The organism is Comamonas piscis, assembly GCF_014109725.1.
GTDB classification, from domain to species: Bacteria; Pseudomonadota; Gammaproteobacteria; order Burkholderiales; family Burkholderiaceae_C; genus Comamonas; species Comamonas piscis.
This window is the reverse complement of sequence record NZ_CP058554.1, coordinates 3523109-3540472: the sequence shown is the minus strand read 5'-3', so window position 1 is coordinate 3540472 and position 17364 is coordinate 3523109. Positions and strand designations below refer to the sequence as shown.

Annotated in this window: 18 protein-coding genes and 2 riboswitches; of the genes, 2 read left to right on the top strand and 16 right to left on the bottom strand. The window is 61.5% G+C overall.

Annotated elements, in window-relative coordinates; all coding sequences use genetic code 11:
• Window positions 1-17: 17 nt before the first annotated feature.
• The 8 genes from gcvP to HS961_RS16015 all read right to left on the bottom strand — a co-directional run bounded on the left by gcvP (window position 18) and on the right by HS961_RS16015 (window position 10191).
• Window positions 18-2918, bottom strand: a complete 2901-nt coding sequence (gene gcvP, locus HS961_RS16050; protein ID WP_182323685.1) for an aminomethyl-transferring glycine dehydrogenase — start codon at window positions 2916-2918, stop codon at window positions 18-20.
• Between the two features lie 172 nt (window positions 2919-3090).
• Window positions 3091-3465 carry a glycine cleavage system protein GcvH gene (gene gcvH / locus HS961_RS16045; protein ID WP_182323683.1) on the bottom strand — a complete coding sequence of 125 codons (375 nt, stop codon included), beginning with the start codon at window positions 3463-3465 and terminating at the stop codon, window positions 3091-3093.
• A gap of 69 nt (window positions 3466-3534) precedes the next feature.
• A complete protein-coding gene (gene gcvT / locus HS961_RS16040; protein WP_182323681.1) occupies window positions 3535-4668 on the bottom strand; it encodes a glycine cleavage system aminomethyltransferase GcvT in 1134 nt (377 codons plus the stop codon).
• A 51-nt stretch (window positions 4669-4719) separates the two neighbouring features.
• A riboswitch (glycine riboswitch) is annotated at window positions 4720-4831 on the bottom strand.
• A gap of 18 nt (window positions 4832-4849) precedes the next feature.
• Window positions 4850-4969: riboswitch (glycine riboswitch) on the bottom strand.
• 98 nt (window positions 4970-5067) lie between these two features.
• Window positions 5068-6342: a TRAP transporter large permease gene (locus HS961_RS16035; RefSeq protein ID WP_182323680.1), complete on the bottom strand. Its 1275-nt coding sequence runs from the start codon at window positions 6340-6342 to the stop codon at window positions 5068-5070.
• Window positions 6339-6833: a TRAP transporter small permease gene (locus HS961_RS16030; protein WP_182323679.1), complete on the bottom strand. Its 495-nt coding sequence runs from the start codon at window positions 6831-6833 to the stop codon at window positions 6339-6341. Before HS961_RS16030 ends, HS961_RS16035 begins: the two co-directional genes overlap by 4 nt.
• Window positions 6834-7006: 173 nt before the next feature.
• Window positions 7007-7984 carry a TRAP transporter substrate-binding protein gene (locus HS961_RS16025; RefSeq protein ID WP_182323678.1) on the bottom strand — a complete coding sequence of 326 codons (978 nt, stop codon included), beginning with the start codon at window positions 7982-7984 and terminating at the stop codon, window positions 7007-7009.
• Window positions 7985-8262: 278 nt separating this feature from the next.
• The gene (locus tag HS961_RS16020) at window positions 8263-9018 is read right to left on the bottom strand and encodes a nucleotidyltransferase family protein (RefSeq protein ID WP_182323677.1); all 756 of its coding nucleotides are present in this window, start codon (window positions 9016-9018) and stop codon (window positions 8263-8265) included.
• A 48-nt stretch (window positions 9019-9066) separates the two neighbouring features.
• The gene (locus HS961_RS16015) at window positions 9067-10191 is read right to left on the bottom strand and encodes a sterol desaturase family protein (protein ID WP_182323676.1); all 1125 of its coding nucleotides are present in this window, start codon (window positions 10189-10191) and stop codon (window positions 9067-9069) included.
• A gap of 384 nt (window positions 10192-10575) precedes the next feature.
• Between HS961_RS16015 and HS961_RS16010 the strand changes: the two genes are divergently transcribed.
• Window positions 10576-11037, top strand: coding sequence for an Lrp/AsnC family transcriptional regulator (locus HS961_RS16010; RefSeq protein ID WP_043341700.1), 462 nt, complete (start codon window positions 10576-10578; stop codon window positions 11035-11037).
• Window positions 11038-11173: 136 nt separating this feature from the next.
• Here HS961_RS16010 and hemP read toward each other — a convergent pair whose 3' ends face one another.
• The 8 genes from hemP to HS961_RS15970 all read right to left on the bottom strand — a co-directional run bounded on the left by hemP (window position 11174) and on the right by HS961_RS15970 (window position 17038).
• A complete protein-coding gene (gene hemP / locus HS961_RS16005) occupies window positions 11174-11374 on the bottom strand; it encodes a hemin uptake protein HemP (protein WP_182323675.1) in 201 nt (66 codons plus the stop codon).
• A gap of 166 nt (window positions 11375-11540) precedes the next feature.
• Entirely contained in the window at window positions 11541-12590 is a 1050-nt protein-coding gene (locus HS961_RS16000) for a Bug family tripartite tricarboxylate transporter substrate binding protein (RefSeq protein ID WP_182323673.1), read from the bottom strand.
• Window positions 12591-12825: 235 nt separating this feature from the next.
• A complete protein-coding gene (locus HS961_RS15995; RefSeq protein WP_182323669.1) occupies window positions 12826-13239 on the bottom strand; it encodes an ExbD/TolR family protein in 414 nt (137 codons plus the stop codon).
• Between the two features lie 2 nt (window positions 13240-13241).
• On the bottom strand, window positions 13242-13967 hold the full coding sequence (locus HS961_RS15990; RefSeq protein ID WP_182323667.1) for a MotA/TolQ/ExbB proton channel family protein: 726 nt from the start codon (window positions 13965-13967) through the stop codon (window positions 13242-13244).
• A 23-nt stretch (window positions 13968-13990) separates the two neighbouring features.
• Window positions 13991-14719, bottom strand: a complete 729-nt coding sequence (locus tag HS961_RS15985) for an energy transducer TonB (protein ID WP_182323664.1) — start codon at window positions 14717-14719, stop codon at window positions 13991-13993.
• Window positions 14720-14821: 102 nt separating this feature from the next.
• The gene (locus tag HS961_RS15980) at window positions 14822-15094 is read right to left on the bottom strand and encodes a (2Fe-2S)-binding protein (RefSeq protein ID WP_182328290.1); all 273 of its coding nucleotides are present in this window, start codon (window positions 15092-15094) and stop codon (window positions 14822-14824) included.
• 450 nt (window positions 15095-15544) lie between these two features.
• Entirely contained in the window at window positions 15545-15832 is a 288-nt protein-coding gene (locus HS961_RS15975) for an SWIB/MDM2 domain-containing protein (protein ID WP_182323662.1), read from the bottom strand.
• Between the two features lie 249 nt (window positions 15833-16081).
• On the bottom strand, window positions 16082-17038 hold the full coding sequence (locus tag HS961_RS15970) for a DMT family transporter (protein WP_182323659.1): 957 nt from the start codon (window positions 17036-17038) through the stop codon (window positions 16082-16084).
• Here HS961_RS15970 and HS961_RS15965 point away from each other — a divergent pair.
• The gene (locus tag HS961_RS15965; protein ID WP_182323656.1) at window positions 17037-17264 is read left to right on the top strand and encodes a hypothetical protein; all 228 of its coding nucleotides are present in this window, start codon (window positions 17037-17039) and stop codon (window positions 17262-17264) included. The genes HS961_RS15970 and HS961_RS15965 overlap by 2 nt on opposite strands.
• The last annotated feature ends 100 nt before the right edge of the window (window positions 17265-17364 follow it).

The window sequence follows — 17364 nt, the reverse complement described above, 5'->3', positions numbered from 1 at the left end:
CGCGTCTATCTTAGAACTTAAGACGCATTGCCATAGCTCTCCAGCGGCACGCAGCTGCAAAACAGGTTGCGGTCGCCATAGACATTGTCGACCCGGCCCACGGGGCTCCAGTACTTGGCGCGGCGCAGCGCTGGCACGGGATAGGCGGCGGCTTCGCGGCTGTAGCCATGGCTCCATTCGCTGGCCAGCAGGGTCTCGGCGGTGTGGGGGGCGTTCTTCAGCAGGTTGTCATCCTGCGCAGCACGGCCCGCTTCAATCTCGGCGATCTCGCCACGGATGGCGACCATCGCCGCGATAAAGCGGTCCAGCTCGTACAGGCTCTCGCTCTCGGTGGGCTCGACCATCAAGGTGTTGGGCACCGGGAAGGACAAGGTCGGCGCATGGAAGCCGTAGTCGATCAGGCGCTTGGCGACATCTTCGGCCATCACGCCGCAGCTGTCCTTGAAGTGGCGCAGGTCCAGAATGCATTCGTGCGCGACATGGCCATGCTCGCCGGCGTACAGGGTCGGGAAGTGTTTTTCGAGGCGCTTGCTGATGTAGTTGGCGTTCAGGATCGCGGTCTCGGTGGCGCGCTTGAGGCCGGGCTCGCCCATCATGCGGATGTACATCCAGCTGATCGGCAGCACGGCGGCATTGCCCAGCGGCGCGGCGCTGACGGCGCCCACCTTGCCGGGCACGCCAGCGGTAGCATGGCCGGGCAGGAAGGGCACCAGGTCTTCGACCACGCAGACGGGGCCGACACCCGGGCCGCCACCGCCGTGGGGGATGCAGAAGGTCTTGTGCAGGTTCAGGTGGCTGACATCGCCGCCGAACTCGCCCGGTGCGGCCAGGCCGACCTGGGCGTTCATGTTGGCGCCGTCCACATAGACGCGGCCGCCATGGCTGTGCACCAGCTGGCACAGCTCCTTCACCTGGGTCTCAAACACGCCGTGCGTGCTGGGGTAGGTGATCATGATGCAGGCCAGGTTGGCGCTGTGCTTTTCGCAGGCCAGCTTCAGATCGGCCATGTCCACATTGCCGTTCTCATCGCACTTGGTGACGACCACCTGCAGGCCCACCATCTGCGCGCTGGCTGGGTTGGTCCCGTGGGCGCTGCTGGGGATCAGGCAGATGTTGCGGTGCGACTCGCCCTTGGAGGCGTGGTAGGCCTTGATGGCCAACAGGCCGGCGTACTCGCCTTGCGAGCCGGCATTGGGCTGCAGGCTGATGCCGGCGTAGCCGGTGGCCTGGCACAGCCATTCGCGCAGCTGGGCATCAAGCAGCGCATAGCCCTGCAGCTGGTCGGCCGGGGCAAACGGGTGCATGTTGGCAAATTCGGGCCAGGTGATGGGGATCATCTCGCTGGTCGCGTTGAGCTTCATCGTGCAGCTGCCCAGCGGGATCATGCTGCGGTCCAGCGCCAAATCCTTGTCCGACAGGCTGCGGATGTAGCGCAGCATCGCGGTTTCGGAATGGTGGGTGTTGAAGACCGGGTGGGTCAGGTAGGCGCTGCTGCGTTGCAGGCCCTCGGGGATCAGCGAGGTGCTGCCTTCGTCCATTGCCTCGATATTGGGCAGTGCCTGGCCGGGCTGGGCGAAGATGCTCCACAGCAGTTCCACATCGGCGCGGCTGGAGGTTTCATCCAGGCTGATGCAGAGGTACTCGTTCCAGGCCTTGCGCAGGTTGACGCCCTGGGCGCGCGCACGGGCCAGGATCGCATCGCTAGCATCTTTGGTGTGCAGCGACAGGGTGTCGAAAGCGCTGTCGTGGTGGCGGGCGGTAAAGCCCAGCTCCGCCAGGCCACGGCTCAGGATGGCGGTGAGGCGTGCCACGCGCTGCGCAATGCGCTTGAGGCCGGCCGGACCATGGTAGACCGCGTACATGCTGGCAATCACTGCCGGCAGCACCTGGGCGGTACAGATATTGGAGGTGGCTTTTTCGCGGCGGATGTGCTGCTCGCGCGTCTGCAGTGCCAAGCGGTAGGCCGGGTTGCCATGCACATCAACGCTGACGCCCACCAGGCGGCCGGGCAAGGAGCGCTTGTACTCATCGCGGCAGGCCATGAAAGCGGCGTGCGGGCCGCCGGCGCCCATGGGCATGCCAAAGCGCTGGCTGTTGCCCACGACGATATCGGCGCCCCATTCGCCGGGAGGCGTGATCAGGGTCAGCGCCAACAGATCGGTAGCGACAATCGCGGCAGCCTGCTTGGCATGGATGGCGTCGACATCAGCCTTCCAGTCCACAATCCAGCCGCTGGACGCGGGGTACTGGACCACGGCAGCAAACATGTCGCCCGCCAGCGCGGCTTCCCATTCTTCCTTGCTGTTGGCCACCAGCACCTCCAGGCCCAGGGGCTCGGCACGGGTCTGGATGACTTCGATGGTCTGGGGGTGCAGATCGCCTGCCAGCACAATGCGGTTGCTTTTGGACTTGACCGAGCGCTTGGCCAGGGTCATGGCCTCGGCAGCAGCCGTGGCTTCGTCCAGCATGGAGGCATTGGCGATGGGCATGCCGGTCAGGTCGCAGACCATGGTCTGGAAGTTGACCAGCGCCTCCATGCGGCCTTGCGAGATTTCTGCTTGGTACGGCGTGTAGGCTGTGTACCAGGCGGGGTTCTCCAGGATGTTGCGCAGAATCACGCCGGGCGTCAGGGTGCCGTAGTAGCCCTGGCCGATAAAGCTCTTGAGCACCTGGTTCTTGCTGGCCAGGGCCTTGAGCTCCGCCAGCGCGTCGGCCTCGGTCACCGGTGCGGGCAGGTCCATGGGCTTGCTGCGCACGATGGAGGCGGGCAGCACCTTGTCGATCAGCGCGTCGAGCGAGGGCAGGCCCAGCGCGGCCAGCATGCGGGCCTCGTCGGCACTGTCCGGGCCAATGTGGCGGGCGATGAATTCACTGGCATTTTCCAGCGCAGCGAGGGGCTCTTTGGAGGGCATCAGCATGGTCCGAATCGGTGTAAATGGATGGGGTGGGGCTGGCGCGGTATCAAAGAGCGCTGGCAGCGAGGAAAAGAAAAAGCAAAAAAGGGGCGGAGGCCGGGGGCCTCCTAGGCCGGTTGATCCTGCTGGTGGCCTGCGCAATCAGCAGTGGCAGGCCAGCAGCAGGGCCGGGCCATCAGGCGTTGGCGGCGAAGTCGTTGTAGGCGGTCTCGTCCAGCAGCGCGTCGAGCTGGGCCACATCGCTCAGCTTGACCTTGAAGAACCAGCCGCTGTTGAGCGGGTCGGAGTTAGCAAGCGACGGGTCGTTGCGCAGCGCTTCGTTGACTTCAACGATCTCGCCAGTCACGGGCATGAAGACGTCGGCAGCGGCCTTGACGGACTCCACCACACCGGCCACATCGCCTTGGTTGAACGAGGCACCGACTTCCGGCAGGTCGACAAACACCACATCGCCCAGCGCGTCTTGCGCATGCACGGTGATACCGACAATCGCAGCATTGGTGTCAGCGCAGTTGATCCATTCGTGGTCGCGGGAGAACTTGATCGTCATAGGAATACTCCAGTTTTGTAGGCGTGAATTGTGTTGGGAGGCTGCCAACAGCAGCCCCCGGCAGCTACTTTAGCCGCGGAAATAGCGGGGAGGCACAAAAGGCATGGCTGCCACCTCTACCGGCACTGCTTTGCTGCGCACCATCGCGTGCAATTGCGTGCCAATCGCCGCCAGTGCCGGCTCCACATAGGCCATCGCAATCGGTTGGTCGATCGTCGGTGCCAGCAGGCCGCTGGTGGTGACGCCAACGACCTGGCCATCGAGGTTGCGGATCTCGACCTGCTCGCGCACAGGGATGCGCTCTTTGGCAATCAGGCCCACGCGCTTGCGGCTCAGGCTAGCGGGGTTGTCAATCTGGCCAAGCACCTTGTCTGCACCGGGGAAGCCACCTGCGCGTGCACCGCCGGTGCGGCGCACCTTCTGGATGGCCCAGTTCAGACCAGCTTCGGGCGGGGTGGTGGTGGCATCCAAGTCGCTGCCGTAGAGGCAGAGACCGGCTTCCAGGCGCAGCGAGTTGCGGGCGCCCAGGCCAATCGGTTGCACCTCCGGCTGGGCCAGCAGCTTGCGCGCCAGGGCCTCGGCATCATGGGCCGCGACTGAAATCTCGAATCCGTCTTCGCCGGTGTAGCCGCTGCGGGTGATAAAGCAGTCGATGCCGTCCACATCAAAGTCGCCACCGGTCATAAATACCAGCTGGTCAACACCAGGGGCCAGGCGGGCCAGCGCGGTGGCGGCCTGGGGGCCTTGCAGCGCCAATAGAGCTTGGTCGGGCAGGGGAAGCACCTGGCAGCGCTGGCCGATGCGTTCGGTGATCAGCGCGATATCTGCCACCTTGCAGGCGCCGTTGACGATGACAAACAGCTCCTGCTCGGAGACACGGAAGAACATCAGGTCATCGACAATGCCGCCCTCGTCATTGAGCAGCAGGCCGTATCGCTGCTTGCCAATGGCCAGGTCGATGACATCGACGGGGACCAGGGTTTCAAAGGCGGCGGCGGCATCGGGGCCGATCAGGCGCAGCTGGCCCATGTGGGAGACATCGAACAGGCCGGCCGCCGTGCGGGTGTGCTTGTGCTCGTCCATCAGGCCTTGGGGGTATTGCACGGGCATGGAATAGCCGGCAAAGGGCACCATGCGGGCGCCCAGCTCGATGTGCAGGGCATTCAAAGGGGTGGTCAGCAGGGCGGATGCGGTGGCGGACATGGATTCTCCAGGGCAAATAACAAGGCATGCAGCCGTTGCCGGTTGCATGCTGTTTGCCCTGCTGTCCGCTTTACCTGAGAGATTCACCCGCCGCTTCGAGGCCAGGGGGCTTGCTCCTTCGGTGGATGGCGTCCAAGCGCCACCTCTCTCCAGCTGGGAACGCCGGGCAGGCATATGCTGCGCGGCGGGGCCAGTCCTTTTGCCTGAGCGTTCGGCAGCTGCATTGGCAGTAGCCTGCGCCTTCGGCGGCCGCGCTGCGCGTTGGGGGACAACGGGGGCGACTCTCTCCTGACTGCCGAGATTTTAGCGGCAACTGGCCGCTTGCGCCTGCAAAAGGGCCGTCCGGCACGTAAAAAAGCCACCGACTGGCGGTGGCCGGGAAGCTGGTAGTGATCAGAATCAGCGGTAGACCAGATCGCGCAGCGCCAGCGATATGCCCGGCACATAGGTGATCACCATCAGGCACAGCAAGATCACCCCGGCAAAGGGAAGCAGGTGTTTCATGATCTGGTCCAGCGATATTCGGGCCACAGTACAGGCGGCAAACAGGTTGACGCCAAATGGCGGCGTGATCATGCCCAGCGCCAGGTTTACCACCATGATCAGGCCGAAATGCACCGGGTCGATGCCAAAGTGCATAGCGACGGGCGCCAGGATCGGGGCCAGCACGATGATGGCGGCGCTGGTCTCGATGAACATGCCGATGATGAACAGCGCGGCATTGACGCCCAGCAGGAACATGGCCGGGCTTTGCAGCACTTCTTCGAGCCAGCGGCCAATCGCATCGGGCACACCGGCGCGCGTGATCAGGAACGCGAACAGCCCGGCATTGGCGATGATGAACATGATGATCGACGAGGAGATTGCCGATTTGCGGAAGATCGCATACAGGTCACGGATCTTGATTTCGCGGTAGATCAGCATGCCCACCACCAGCGCGTAGAACACGGCCACGGCCGAGGCTTCGGTGGGGGTGAAGACACCGCCATAGATACCGCCCAGAATGATGACCGGCATCAGCAGTGCCCAGCCGGCTTGCAGCGAGGCCTTGCCAAAACCCAGCCGGCCCTCGCCATCGTTTTTGCCCCAGCCCTTGTACTTGCAGTAGGCCCAGACAAAGAACATCAGCATCGCACTGATGAACAAGCCCGGCCCAACGCCGGCGATGAACAGCTCACCAATCGACACCTCGGCGCTGACGCCGTAGAGAATCATCGGGATGGATGGCGGAATAATCACGCCCAGCTCGGCACTGGTGGCTTGCAGCGCGGCGGCATAGCTCTTGGGGTAGCCGTGCTTGATGAGCGCCGGGATCAGGATGGCGCCAATCGCAAAGGTGGTGGCGACCGAGGAGCCGGAGACGGCGGCAAAGATCATGCAGGTGAGCACGCAGGTCATCGGCAAGCCGCCCTGGATGCCGCCCACAATGCTTTTGGCAAACTCCACCAGTCGGCGCGAGATGCCGCCGGTCTCCATCAGGTTACCGGCCAGAATGAAGAAGGGAATGGCCGCCAGCGGAAATTTGTTGATGGCGCCAAACATCTCTTTGACGGAGATGAGCATATTGGCATTGCTGGCCTGGATACCCAGGATGGACGCCAGGCCGATGGAGACGGCAACAGAGACGGTGAACGCAAAGCACAGCACCATCGTGGAAAGCATCACGGCGGTCATTGCGCGTTCTCCAGTTCAGTATTTTGGGGTTCCAGCAGGTTGCCGATGACGCCGAATACGGCAAATATGGCACCGACGGGCACGGCCAGGTAGGCCCAGAACATGGACAGCGATTCCAACCCGGCCATGGTCTGCACGCCGCCCCGGCGCGCATAGTCCCAGCCCCACCAGATCAGCACGGCCAGTAGCACCAGCGTGGCGACGCAGACAAAGCCGCTGAGCAGGCGGCGCATGGCAGGGGGTGCCCAGCGTTTCAAGACATCGACGCTGACCATTGCACCCTGGCGGAAGGCCATGGGTATGGCCAGGAAGACCATCCAGATGAGGCTGAAGCGGATCAGCACTTCGGTCCATTCGGCGGGCTGCTCCAGCACGAAGCGGGTGAGGATCTGGAACATGCCCAGCACGGATGCGATGGCCAGCATCAGGCAGGCGCCGGCCATGGCGATGCCCGATGTCCAGCGCTCAAAATTGAGAAAGGCGTTTTTCATGGTGAGCGGGTGGACAGGCGGCTGCAGTGCCGCCAAGAATCCACCCTCCTTGCGCGTGTTGACACAACAGCGGCTGGCGCCTGGTGGGGCGTCAGCAGCGGCTGGGTACCAAAGGAGGAGCTGCGATCCAGCGGGCCGGCGGCTCAGCGACGGCACCGCTTGGGGCGCAGGGCTTACTGGAAGTTGCGGATGCGGTCGAGGTTGGCCTTGCCGAACTGCTTTTCAAAGTCGGCATTGGTCTTCGTCAAGGTGGCGACAAACTTGGCCTTGTCGACGTTCTCCACCACCTGCATGCCCTTGGCGCGCAGCTCGGCCACGCCATTGGCGTCGTCCTGGTCCACACGGGCGCGGTTGGCCTTGGTGGCAGCCTGGGCGGCTTGCACAAAGGCGGTCTTGTCTTCGGCGCTCAGCTTGTCGTAGCTGGCCTTGTTCATCACCAGAATGCAGGGCGAGTACACGTGGCCGGTCAGGCTCAGGTGCTTTTGCACCTGGTCGAACTTGGCCGAGGTGATGACGGGCAGCGGATTCTCTTGGCCATCGACCGTGCCCTGCTGCAGCGCGGTGAATACTTCTGGGAACGCCATCGGCGTGGTGATGATGCCCAGCGCCTTGTAGGCCTGGATGTGTACCGGGTTCTCCATGGTGCGGATCTTCAGGCCCTTGGTGTCATCGGGGCTGTTGATCGCGCGCTTGGAGTTGGTCATGTGGCGGAAGCCGTTCTCGGCCCAGGCGAGAGCCTTGAAGCCCTTGCCGTCGAACTTGGCCAGCAACTCATTGCCGATAGGGCCATCGAGCACGGCGCGGGCATGGGCCTTGTCGCGGAACAGGAAGGGCACGTCGAGGATCTTGGTCTCGGGCACAAAGTTGGGCACCGGGCCGCTGGAGCTGAAGGCCAGCTCTTGCGTGCCCAGCTGCACCGCTTCAATCGATTCGCGCTCGCCGCCCAGGGAGCCGTTGTAGAAGGTCTGGACCTTGTAGCGCCCGCCCGTACGCTGCTCCACCTCTTTGGCAAAGGTGTCGATCGCTACGCCCTGGTGCGAGTTCTGGGCGACCGAGATGCTGATGCGCATCGTCGTCTGTGCCAACGCAGGGCCTGCGGCCATCAGGCCCATCGCCACCCCAATACCCCATGCCAACTTCTTCATCTGCATGACTTGTCTCCCCGGCTGAGCCGAATGGTTTTATAGGCGCTTGCGGCGGACCGCATGCGTTTTGCATTGTGGGCAAGCCTGGGCCAATCGGTATTGGGGTTTTTATGATGTTATGCGGCGAGTGGATTTCACTCGCAGCGCATGCATATCTAACTACTTGATAAATAATTAAAATTTATAAATAGAGACATTTGCAAATGTCGCCCACCCTGTCACCGTGTCGACAGAGTGGCTGCTTGAAACCCGCAGAAAAGGGAAGGGTACGTGACCAGAAAGCCTCAGGGGTTGAGGGCTTGCAGCCGCTCCACCGTGCCGACATCGACCCAGCGGCCGTCATAGCGGCTGGCGCTGCAGCGGCCCGCCTGCATGGCCGCGCGCAACTGCTGCACCAGCGGCATCTTGCTGCCCTGGGGGTTGCCGGGGGGGATATCGCAGTAGGGGGCGCTGAACAGCGCTTTTTTCAGCAGCGCGACCGAGCAGTAGGTCAGGCGCGGGCGTGGGTCATCGGCGGTTGGGTTCTCGGCCCGGCCCTCGTCCGTCAGCACGAAATCGCCCCGGGGGTGGTGGAGCGCATTGGGCACCAGCCAGAGGTGTGCCAGATCATCGCTCTGCGCAAAGCGCTGGCGCAGCGCCTCATCAAACGGAAAGCCGGGGATAAACACATCGCCCGAGACCAGCCAGAAGGCATCGTCCAGCGCGGGCAAGGCGCGGCTGATGCCACCGCTGGTTTCGATGCCGCCGCCAAAGTCCAGGTCCTCGCGGGAGTAGGCGATCTGCAGCTGCTCGCCACCCAGCTGGGCAACGGCGGGTGCTGCGGGCCAGGCATCGGCCACTTGCTGGCCCAACCAGCCGGTGTTGATGACCAGGCGCTGCACACCGGCGCGGGCCAGTTGCTCCATGCTGTGCTGCATCAGCGGCTTGCCTTGCACGGGCAGTAGGGGCTTGGGGGTGTGGTCGGTCAGCGGGCGCATGCGCTCGCCACGGCCGGCGGCCAGCACCATGGCCTGGGCACGAAAATCAAGAGGGAATGGCATGGGTGATCAAAGCAAAGGGGGCGGGCGCCCCAGCAGACAGCAGGGCCCTCAGCCTTTCCAGGTGAAGGGAAACTTCAGCTGCTTGAAAAAGCCATTGGGCACATAGTCGCCGAGCACGCCGTAATCGGTGGGCCAGACTTTATCGCTTTTGACGGCGGTGCCAAACAGGTAGTCCAGAAAGGCGAAGTGGGCGGCGTAGTTCTTGTCCAGCGCCTCGACATCCTGGCTGTGGTGCCAGTGGTGGAAGTTGGGCGTGACGATGACATAGCGCAGCGGCCCCAGCCGCACGCTGACATTGGCATGGTTGAACACCGCCTGGAAGCCGACGATGATGATGTAGGCATCGATCACCTCCTTGCTGAAGCCAAGCACATAGATGGGGGCGAGCACCAGCGTGCGGGTGATCAGCAGCTCCAGAATGTGCTGGCGCGACCCTGCCAGCCAGTCCATGCTTTTGACGCTGTGGTGTACCGCGTGGATGCGCCAGAGCAGGGGCACCTCATGGTAGGCGCGGTGTGTCCAGTACTGCACCAGATCGGCGACCAGGATGATCAGGAACAGCGCTACCCAGAAGCTCAGATTGGCCACCCAGCCCCGGATGCCATCATGCGCGGCCCAGCCAAAGAACTGGTGCACCATCAGGTTGGTGGCCAGCAGCACAAAGCCCACTACCATGTGGTTGACCAGGAAGTGGTGGAAGTCGGTCTGCCACTCCGGGCGGAAGACGGGCTGGTCCTTGCGCAGCGCAAACAGCTTTTCGATAAAGATGAAAATCAGCGAGCTGCCCAGCAGATCCAGAATGAACCAGTCCAGCCCGATGTAAGGGGTATCCGTGGCAAAGCTGCCCACCGGCACCTTGTTGCCGCCCAAGATGGCCGACAGCACCACCAGGGCAAAGGCCGAGGCTGCCAGCCAGCGCACCCGGCCCAGCACGATCAAGGCCACCGACAGGCCACCGGCAATCACCATGCTCCAAAACAGCAGCTGGCGCATGACATCAACGTTGTAGCTGCGGCGCAGCTCCGGCGTGGTGAGGTACTGCGGAAAATGAAAGGCGAGCACGCCCAAAAAACACAGGGCCGCCAAGATCAGGGCAATCACCCCGGCCACCATGCCCTGGCCTGCGCGCAAGGCGCCATGGCTTTCAGACAGTTCGTTGAGTCGCTTAAACATAGCTGCTTATTGACCGTTCGTATGCGCTGATCTCCAATCCCTCAGTACTTGGAAGCGGTCTGTTGTTGTGGTTCCTGGGCGCCACTATGCCATGGGGCGGGCGCAGAGCGTGCAGGGAATGGGGTGGGTAAATGCAATAGTTTTGTTACATAAATCCCCGGCGAGCGGCACCGCAATGCAACAGCCCCCATGGCAGCGGTAACCACCTGGGGGCTGATGAAGAGAGGGGCTGCCGGTAAGCAGGCTCTGCCAGAAAGAGACTTCGGTAAAAGTGTTTCGATGCAGAAAGTATGCCGGCCTGACAGGCAAAAAATATTCTGTTTTTCTGGTTGATGCCAGTTAATATAGAAAAATATTCTGAATCTAAGATTGGTGTGGAAAATTATGCTTCTTGATACCCTGGACCGCAAAATTCTGCGCCAGCTGCAGCACAACAGCCGCGCCAGTCTGCAAGAGATTGGCCAGGCGGTGGGTCTGAGCGCATCGCCCTGCTGGGGCCGCATCAAGAAGATGGAAGAGGCGGGCGTCATCCAGGGCTACTCCGTGCGGCTCTCACCGCAGGCGCTAGGCCTGGGCGATACGGTGCTGGTGATGGTCACCCTCGACAGCCACAGCGATAACACCTTGGAGAAGTTTGGAGAGCTGCTGGCCACCATTCCCGAGGTGGTCGAGGCGCATCTGGTCTCTGGCGAGTACGACTACCTGCTGCGGGTCGTCGTCAAGGACACGCGTGATTATGAGCGCCTGCTGCGCGAGAAGCTTTACAAGATCAAGGGCATACGCCACAGCCAGTCCAGCTTTGTGCTGCGCACTCTCAAGCATGCGGATCTGCCGCTGGGCGTGTAGCTGGCCTTGCCTTTTACAGGCGGAACGGACATAAAAAAGCCAACTTCGAGGAGTTGGCTTTTTACTGGGTGCGTCGCCTATCGGCAAGCCCCGCAGGAATAGGCGAGGGCGGCGACTAGCAACGAGCGCTTTGGGATTACTTGGTCAGGATCAGCTTGCCCAGCTTGGTGGTTTGCAGGCGATAGATAGAGCCGTTGTGCACGATGGACACCGCTTTGGCGCCTTGGAGCAGCTCGCTGCTCTCCAATGCGGCCGAATGCGTGGCATGGCCTTGGGACACGCTGGCACTTTTGCTGGCGGTGGCCAGCGGGGTGGCGGGTAGGGCGATGGTTTGCATGGCAGTACTCACAGGGATAAAACTGAAGCAAATGATAACGATTCGTATTCGCTAAGTCCAGTGTTTATTTGAAATTTCCCACGGTAAAAGGCAAAAAGCCACGGTACAGGGGCGCTGTGCCGTGGCTGCATGCGGTTTTGCAACCGCAGGCGAGGGCGTTCGCGGCTCAGGTGGGCTGCACGCCGGCATCCTGCAAGAGTTTTTTCCAGATGGGTAGCTCGCGCTTCCAGTCGGCCTGAAAGCGCGCCGGGCTGTCATCGGTCAAGGGCACAAAGCCGGCTATCAGCACGCGCGCATTGACCTCGCGGGTCAGCAGCGCCTTGCGCACTTCGGCGCCCAGCTGCTCCAGCACCGGCGCCGGGGTGCCACCCGTCGCCGCAATGCCCAGCCAGCCGGAGATGGTGAAGGCGTCTTCCTTATGGCCTAGCTCAGCAAAGGTGGGCACATCGGGCAGGGCTGGCACGCGGCTCGGCCCGGTAAAGCTGATCGCGCGCAGCTTGCCGCTGTCGATGTGCTGCTTGAGCGAGAGGATGCTGCCGATACCCATCATCAGCTGGCCACCAACGAGGTCTTGCACCATCGGTGCCTCGCCCTTGTAGGCGATATGGCTCATGTCGGCGCCGGTCATGTTGCTCAGGCTGGCGAGCACCAGATGGCCTTGAGAGCCAATGCCATAGCTGCCGTAGGAGAGCTTGCCTTTGTTGGCGCCGATGTAGGCAATCAGCTCTTGCAGATTGCGCGCGGGAAGCTGGCTATTGGTGACCAGCACGATGGGCGCCCAGCAGATACGCACGACGGGCACCAGGTCCTTTTGCGGATCGTAGGAGAGCTTTTTGAACATGAACTGGTTGGACAGCATGGTGCTGGTCGTCCCCAGGGTGAGCGTATGGCCATCGGCTGCTGCCTTGGCCACGGCATCGCAGGCCAGCAACCCTGCTGCGCCCGGGCGGTTGTCGACGATGGCCGGCTGGCCCAGTTGTTGGCCCAGCCGGTCGCTGACCCCACGCGCCAGCACATCGGTGGCGCCGCCGGGCGCGAAGGGCACGATTACGCGCAAGGGCTTGCTGGGGTAGCTGGCCTTGTCAGCGGCCGCTTGGGCCATGGTGGTCAGCGGCAGGCCACTGGCGGCAGCGGCACTGGCAACGGCCAGGCGCAGCATCTGGCGGCGGCGCACAGGGGTCGCGGAGGGGGATGGCGGGGTTCGGAACGTCTGCATCAATCGGTGTCTCCTCAATCTAGTAATAGCTGGGGGAGGCGCTGGTGATGGTCGGTTTGCCCGCCGTTGCTTCGGCCAGTACAGCTCGCCATGGCGCTTGTCCTGCGATCCAGTTTAGGGATGGCGGGAGGGCCGGTGGCGTCGCTTGGGCGTCACTGCGGGTAAACCTGATCCCGTACGAATCCGGCATGAAAAAAGGGCTCCTGCTGGAGCCCTGGTTGGGACGGTACGCGGTTTACTCGCCCACCTGGTCGGTGATGAAGCCGATCTTTTTGAGGTTGCTGCGCTGGGCAGCGGCCATGGCCTGGGCCACTTTTTCGTACTTCACATCGCGGGCGCCGCGGATGTGCAGCTCGGGCTGGGGTTCCTTGCTGGCTTCGGCCTGCATATTGGCTTCCAGCTCGGCGTCCGTCACGGCCTTGCCGTTCCAGTTGTAGCTGCCATCGGGCAGGATGGCCAACTGGACGGTGTCGGGCTTGGCGTCTTCCGGCGTATTGACAGCGCGAGGCAGGTCGATGTTCACCGAGTGCTTCATCACCGGAACGGTGATGATGAAGATGATGAGCAGCACCAACATGACGTCCACCAGCGGCGTCATGTTGATCTCGTTCATGACCTCATCGGCATCGTCTTGCGTTCCAAAAGCCATGATCAGGCACCTTTCTTCAGCGGCGTGACCACGGCGCCGGGCTTGCTGGAGTCGACATTCAGACGGGTGCCTGTCACAAAGAAGGCGTGCAGGTCATGGGCAAAGCTGTTGAGGCGGTTGAGCACCGACTTGTTGCCACGCACCAGTGCGTTGTAGCCCAGCACGGCGGGGATGGCAACTGCCAAGCCCAGGGCGGTCATGATCAGCGCTTCACCGATGGGGCCGGCGACCTTGTCGATAGAGGACTGGCCCGACATACCGATGGCCACCAGTGCGTGGTAGATGCCCCAGACGGTGCCGAACAGGCCGATGAAGGGCGCGGTGGAACCCACCGATGCCAGCACAGCCAGGCCGGATTGGGCGCGGGCGGTGAACTCGTCGATGCCATTGCGCAGGCAGCGCGTGATCCAGTCGCTGACGTCCAGCGAGTCATGCAGGTGCTCGGCGGTCTTGCGGTGGTGGGCAGTGGCTTCGCGGCCTTCGATGGCCAGCTGGCGGAAGGGGTTGTCACCCTGGTCGCCCAGCTTGCTCAGGCCGGCGGCGAAATCAGCGCTGTGCCAGAAATCCTGGGCATTGCGCGCGTATTTCTTGAAACGCATGATATCGATGGCCTTGATGACGATCACGATCCATGAGGCGAGTGACATGGCGACCAGAATGATTGCGACCGTCTTGGTCACAAAATCTCCCTGTGCCCAGACGTGGGCGATGCCGAATTGCGATTCCATAACTGATCCTATTTCCGTACGATTTAATTGAGTTCCCACTTGATGGGCACGTTGACCCACATGGGTCGGGGAGTTCCGTTGGAGGTGCCTGCCTTGAAGCGCCACTTGCGTACCGTGTCGAGTGCAGACTGGTCCAGGCGGTCATAACCGCTGGATTTTTTCAGCTGCAGCTCCTGGGGCTTGCCTTCTTCATCGATGAAGGCGCGCACGATCGTGGTGCCCGTCTCACCCATGCGCCGGCTGATGGCCGGGTACTGTGGAGCGGGGTTGTTCAAGTAGGCCGCATTGCTCGACGGCAGCTGGATCACCGGTGGGGGTGGAGGCGCTGGCGGTGCGGGCGGAGCCGGTGGTGGCGAGGGCGGCGCTGGCGGCGGTGCCTCAATGGGCGGTGCCGGTGGCTGGGTCTCGGTGGTGCCGGTGACTGCGTTAGGCGCAGGCGTCGGATCCTTGATGGCCTGGGGCTTGGGCGCAGGTTTGGGAACTGGCTTGGGCGTGGGCTTTGGCGGCGGGGGTGGAGCGGGCGGCGGTGGCTTGGGGGTCGGAGGTGGAGGCGGCGCAACCACGGGCATGGGCTCAGGCGCAATCAATTGCACCATCACTGGCTCTGGTTTAGGCAGCTCAAACGCAGCACTTTTAAGCAGGCCCGCCTGCAAGGCCCAAAGGCCTGCAACGTGCGCTGCCAGCACCGAACCCGTAACCACGATATTGCGCCCCAGATTTTTGGAGGGGCTGTAAGGGTCTGGTGGAAGCATAAAGGCAATAAAAAATGCTGCAGCCTGGAGCCGCAGCACGGCAAATCAATGCGTTGGTGGCTTACTTTTGAAAGATCCACCAGAGAGAGGCAGCGACCAGAATCAGGCTACCGAGGACAGCGGCGAAGAGTTCCATGCTTTGCTTTCCATGATGGCGGTGGCAAGCTGGACCGGGTGAACTGCTGCCTCATTGCGCAAGGCTGCAACCGGACGGGACGCGCTGCATTGTTCGACCACATCACGGGCGCAACCTTCGCAGCAGCCGCATTGCAGTCCAACACCCAGTTCGAACTGGATTTCATCGAACGACATCCCCGCATGCGCGTGGCGAGCGATCTCTTTGTCCGAGACTCTGCGGCAAACACAAACGATCATAGTCAGATGAACAGCGTGGTGGCTGGCTAGTGAATAACTGAAGCGAATTATAAATAAGAATTTGTCGCATTCGCAATAATCTCCTGACTGCAATAGGGGCTGCTGTTGCATACAGAGACAGTCTCACTCGGCAGCAGCTGCCTAAAAACTTATTTTTATTGTTATGAATCAATAGACTTAAAGAATGGGGTAGATAGCTTTTGAAATCGAAAAATTCTGTGAATGAAGCTGCTGCGGCCATGCCTGGGTAAGACCACGTCGTGGCTGAGGCGCAAGCCGCTTGCGCTATAGAGTACAAATGAGGGAAGTAGCAGGGCCGACATAGCGGGGGTGGAAACGGGCCGGCTGGGGTGCAGGCTGCGGAAGGCATAGGCGTAAAAAAAACCAGCAAGGTGCATGCTGGTTTTTTGAGACAGCGCAAAAAACTGCGCTGAAAGGGTGGCGAATCGCTTACTTGACGTGCTTGCCGATCAGGCCAGCCATCTCGAACATCGACACTTGGGGCTTGCCGAACACCTTCTTGAGCTTGTCATCGGCGTTGATCATGCGCTTGTTGGCAGCGTCTTGCAGGTTGTTGGCCTTGATGTAGACCCACAGCTTGCTGATGATCTCGGTGCGTGGCAGTGGAGCGGTGCCCACCACGGCGCCCAGTTCGGCGCTAGGGGTCAACGGCTTCATGAAAGCTGCGTTCGGGGTGCGCTTCTTTGCAGGCGCTGCGGTCTTGGATGCGGTTGCCATGTTTTGGTTTCCTTGTGTCAATATCTCTATGCCAGCCAGAGGTGTCCCCCGCTGGTTACAGCCATGCTAACGGCAAAAAAACTGCTTTCCTAGGGAGAGCGGCATTTTTTTGCCTCGAAATGTTGCTTGTTTTAGCTTTGCTGACCTTTGTTTATCTATCAAAGCTATCAACCAGCGAGATAGGGCCTTGATTCTGGTTGCTTTGCTGCTCAATGCCCTCGCTGCATCGTACTGGGTCTGGGTGCAGTGTCAATCGGGGTCTCGTCGCAAAACTGTCGGCCCTCTGCCACGCCGAGGCAGTGGAAGGGTGGTCAAAGCAAGGCTGGAAACCGCAATGGCAAAGGCCAGCATTTGCAGACCATTGAGCGATTCGCCCAGAAAGACGACGCCCACCAAGGCGGTGGACAGCGGCAGCATCACCGTAAATACTGCACTTTGCGAGGCCGGTACCACCTGCAACCCTGTCATCCAGAGCCACACCGTCACCACGCAGGCCGCCAAGGCATAGCCCAACAGCAGTAACCAGGTGGCTATCGCCACCCCGCCAAACTCAAAATGCCAGGCCAGGTACATGCCAAACGGCAGGGTCAGCACAAAGCCCCAGAGGTTGATCAGCGCGGCAATGCGCTTGGGGCTCAAGCTGCCGGTGAGCTTTTTGCCGATGACGGCGTAGATGGCCTCGCAGAGCACGGCGCCCACCAGCAGCAGCTGCCCAAGCCCATGGTTACCCTGGCCCGGCGTGGCATTTGCGCCTGGATGGGCACCCGCATCGGGCTTGGCAAAGGCCATCAGTGCAATGCCCAGCACCGCCAGGCTGATAGCGATCATCACCCGCACACTGATGCGTTCCTTGAGCACCAGCCAGCTGAGCAGCGCAATGGCGGCAGGAATAGTGGCCATCGTGACACTGGCAGTCACCGCACTGGTCATCGACACGCCGGTGATCATGCACAGCGTGAAGAGAAAGTTGCCAAAAAAGGATTCCAGAAACAGCAGTCCCTTGGCTCTGGCGGGCAAGGGCGCCTCGGTGGCTGGGCGTTTGAGCCAACCGAGCATGGCAATGGCGCCAATGCCAAAGCGCAGCCAGGCAAGCAGCAACACCGGGAAGGTAGCTGCCAGCGGCTTGGACAGCGCCACATAAGCACCCACCAGCGACATGCTGAGTGCCAGGTAGAAATAGGCCAGGGGTTTGCTGTGGATGCGCATGGGTCAAGGGGCAAAAGAGAAAGCCGGGCCGGCAGTGGCTGCACAAGCGCAAGTGCAAGAAACCTGTCACATGCGCTTTGCACAATGGGCCCAGCCGCATCATGCCGCAATTGGCCAGCGCATGGCGGGCAGCACTGCCTCAGGCCAGACAGCCGCAGCGGTGAAAACGGATTCTCATATTATGAAATACGCCAATATTGCACTGCATCAATATTTCTCAATATGAGAAATTGAATTTTGTAATGTGGAATTAAATAAATAGATCGTTGATTTTAAATAATTAAAAATTAGTCTTATATAAGACATAAGACAAATTATTTGCGGAG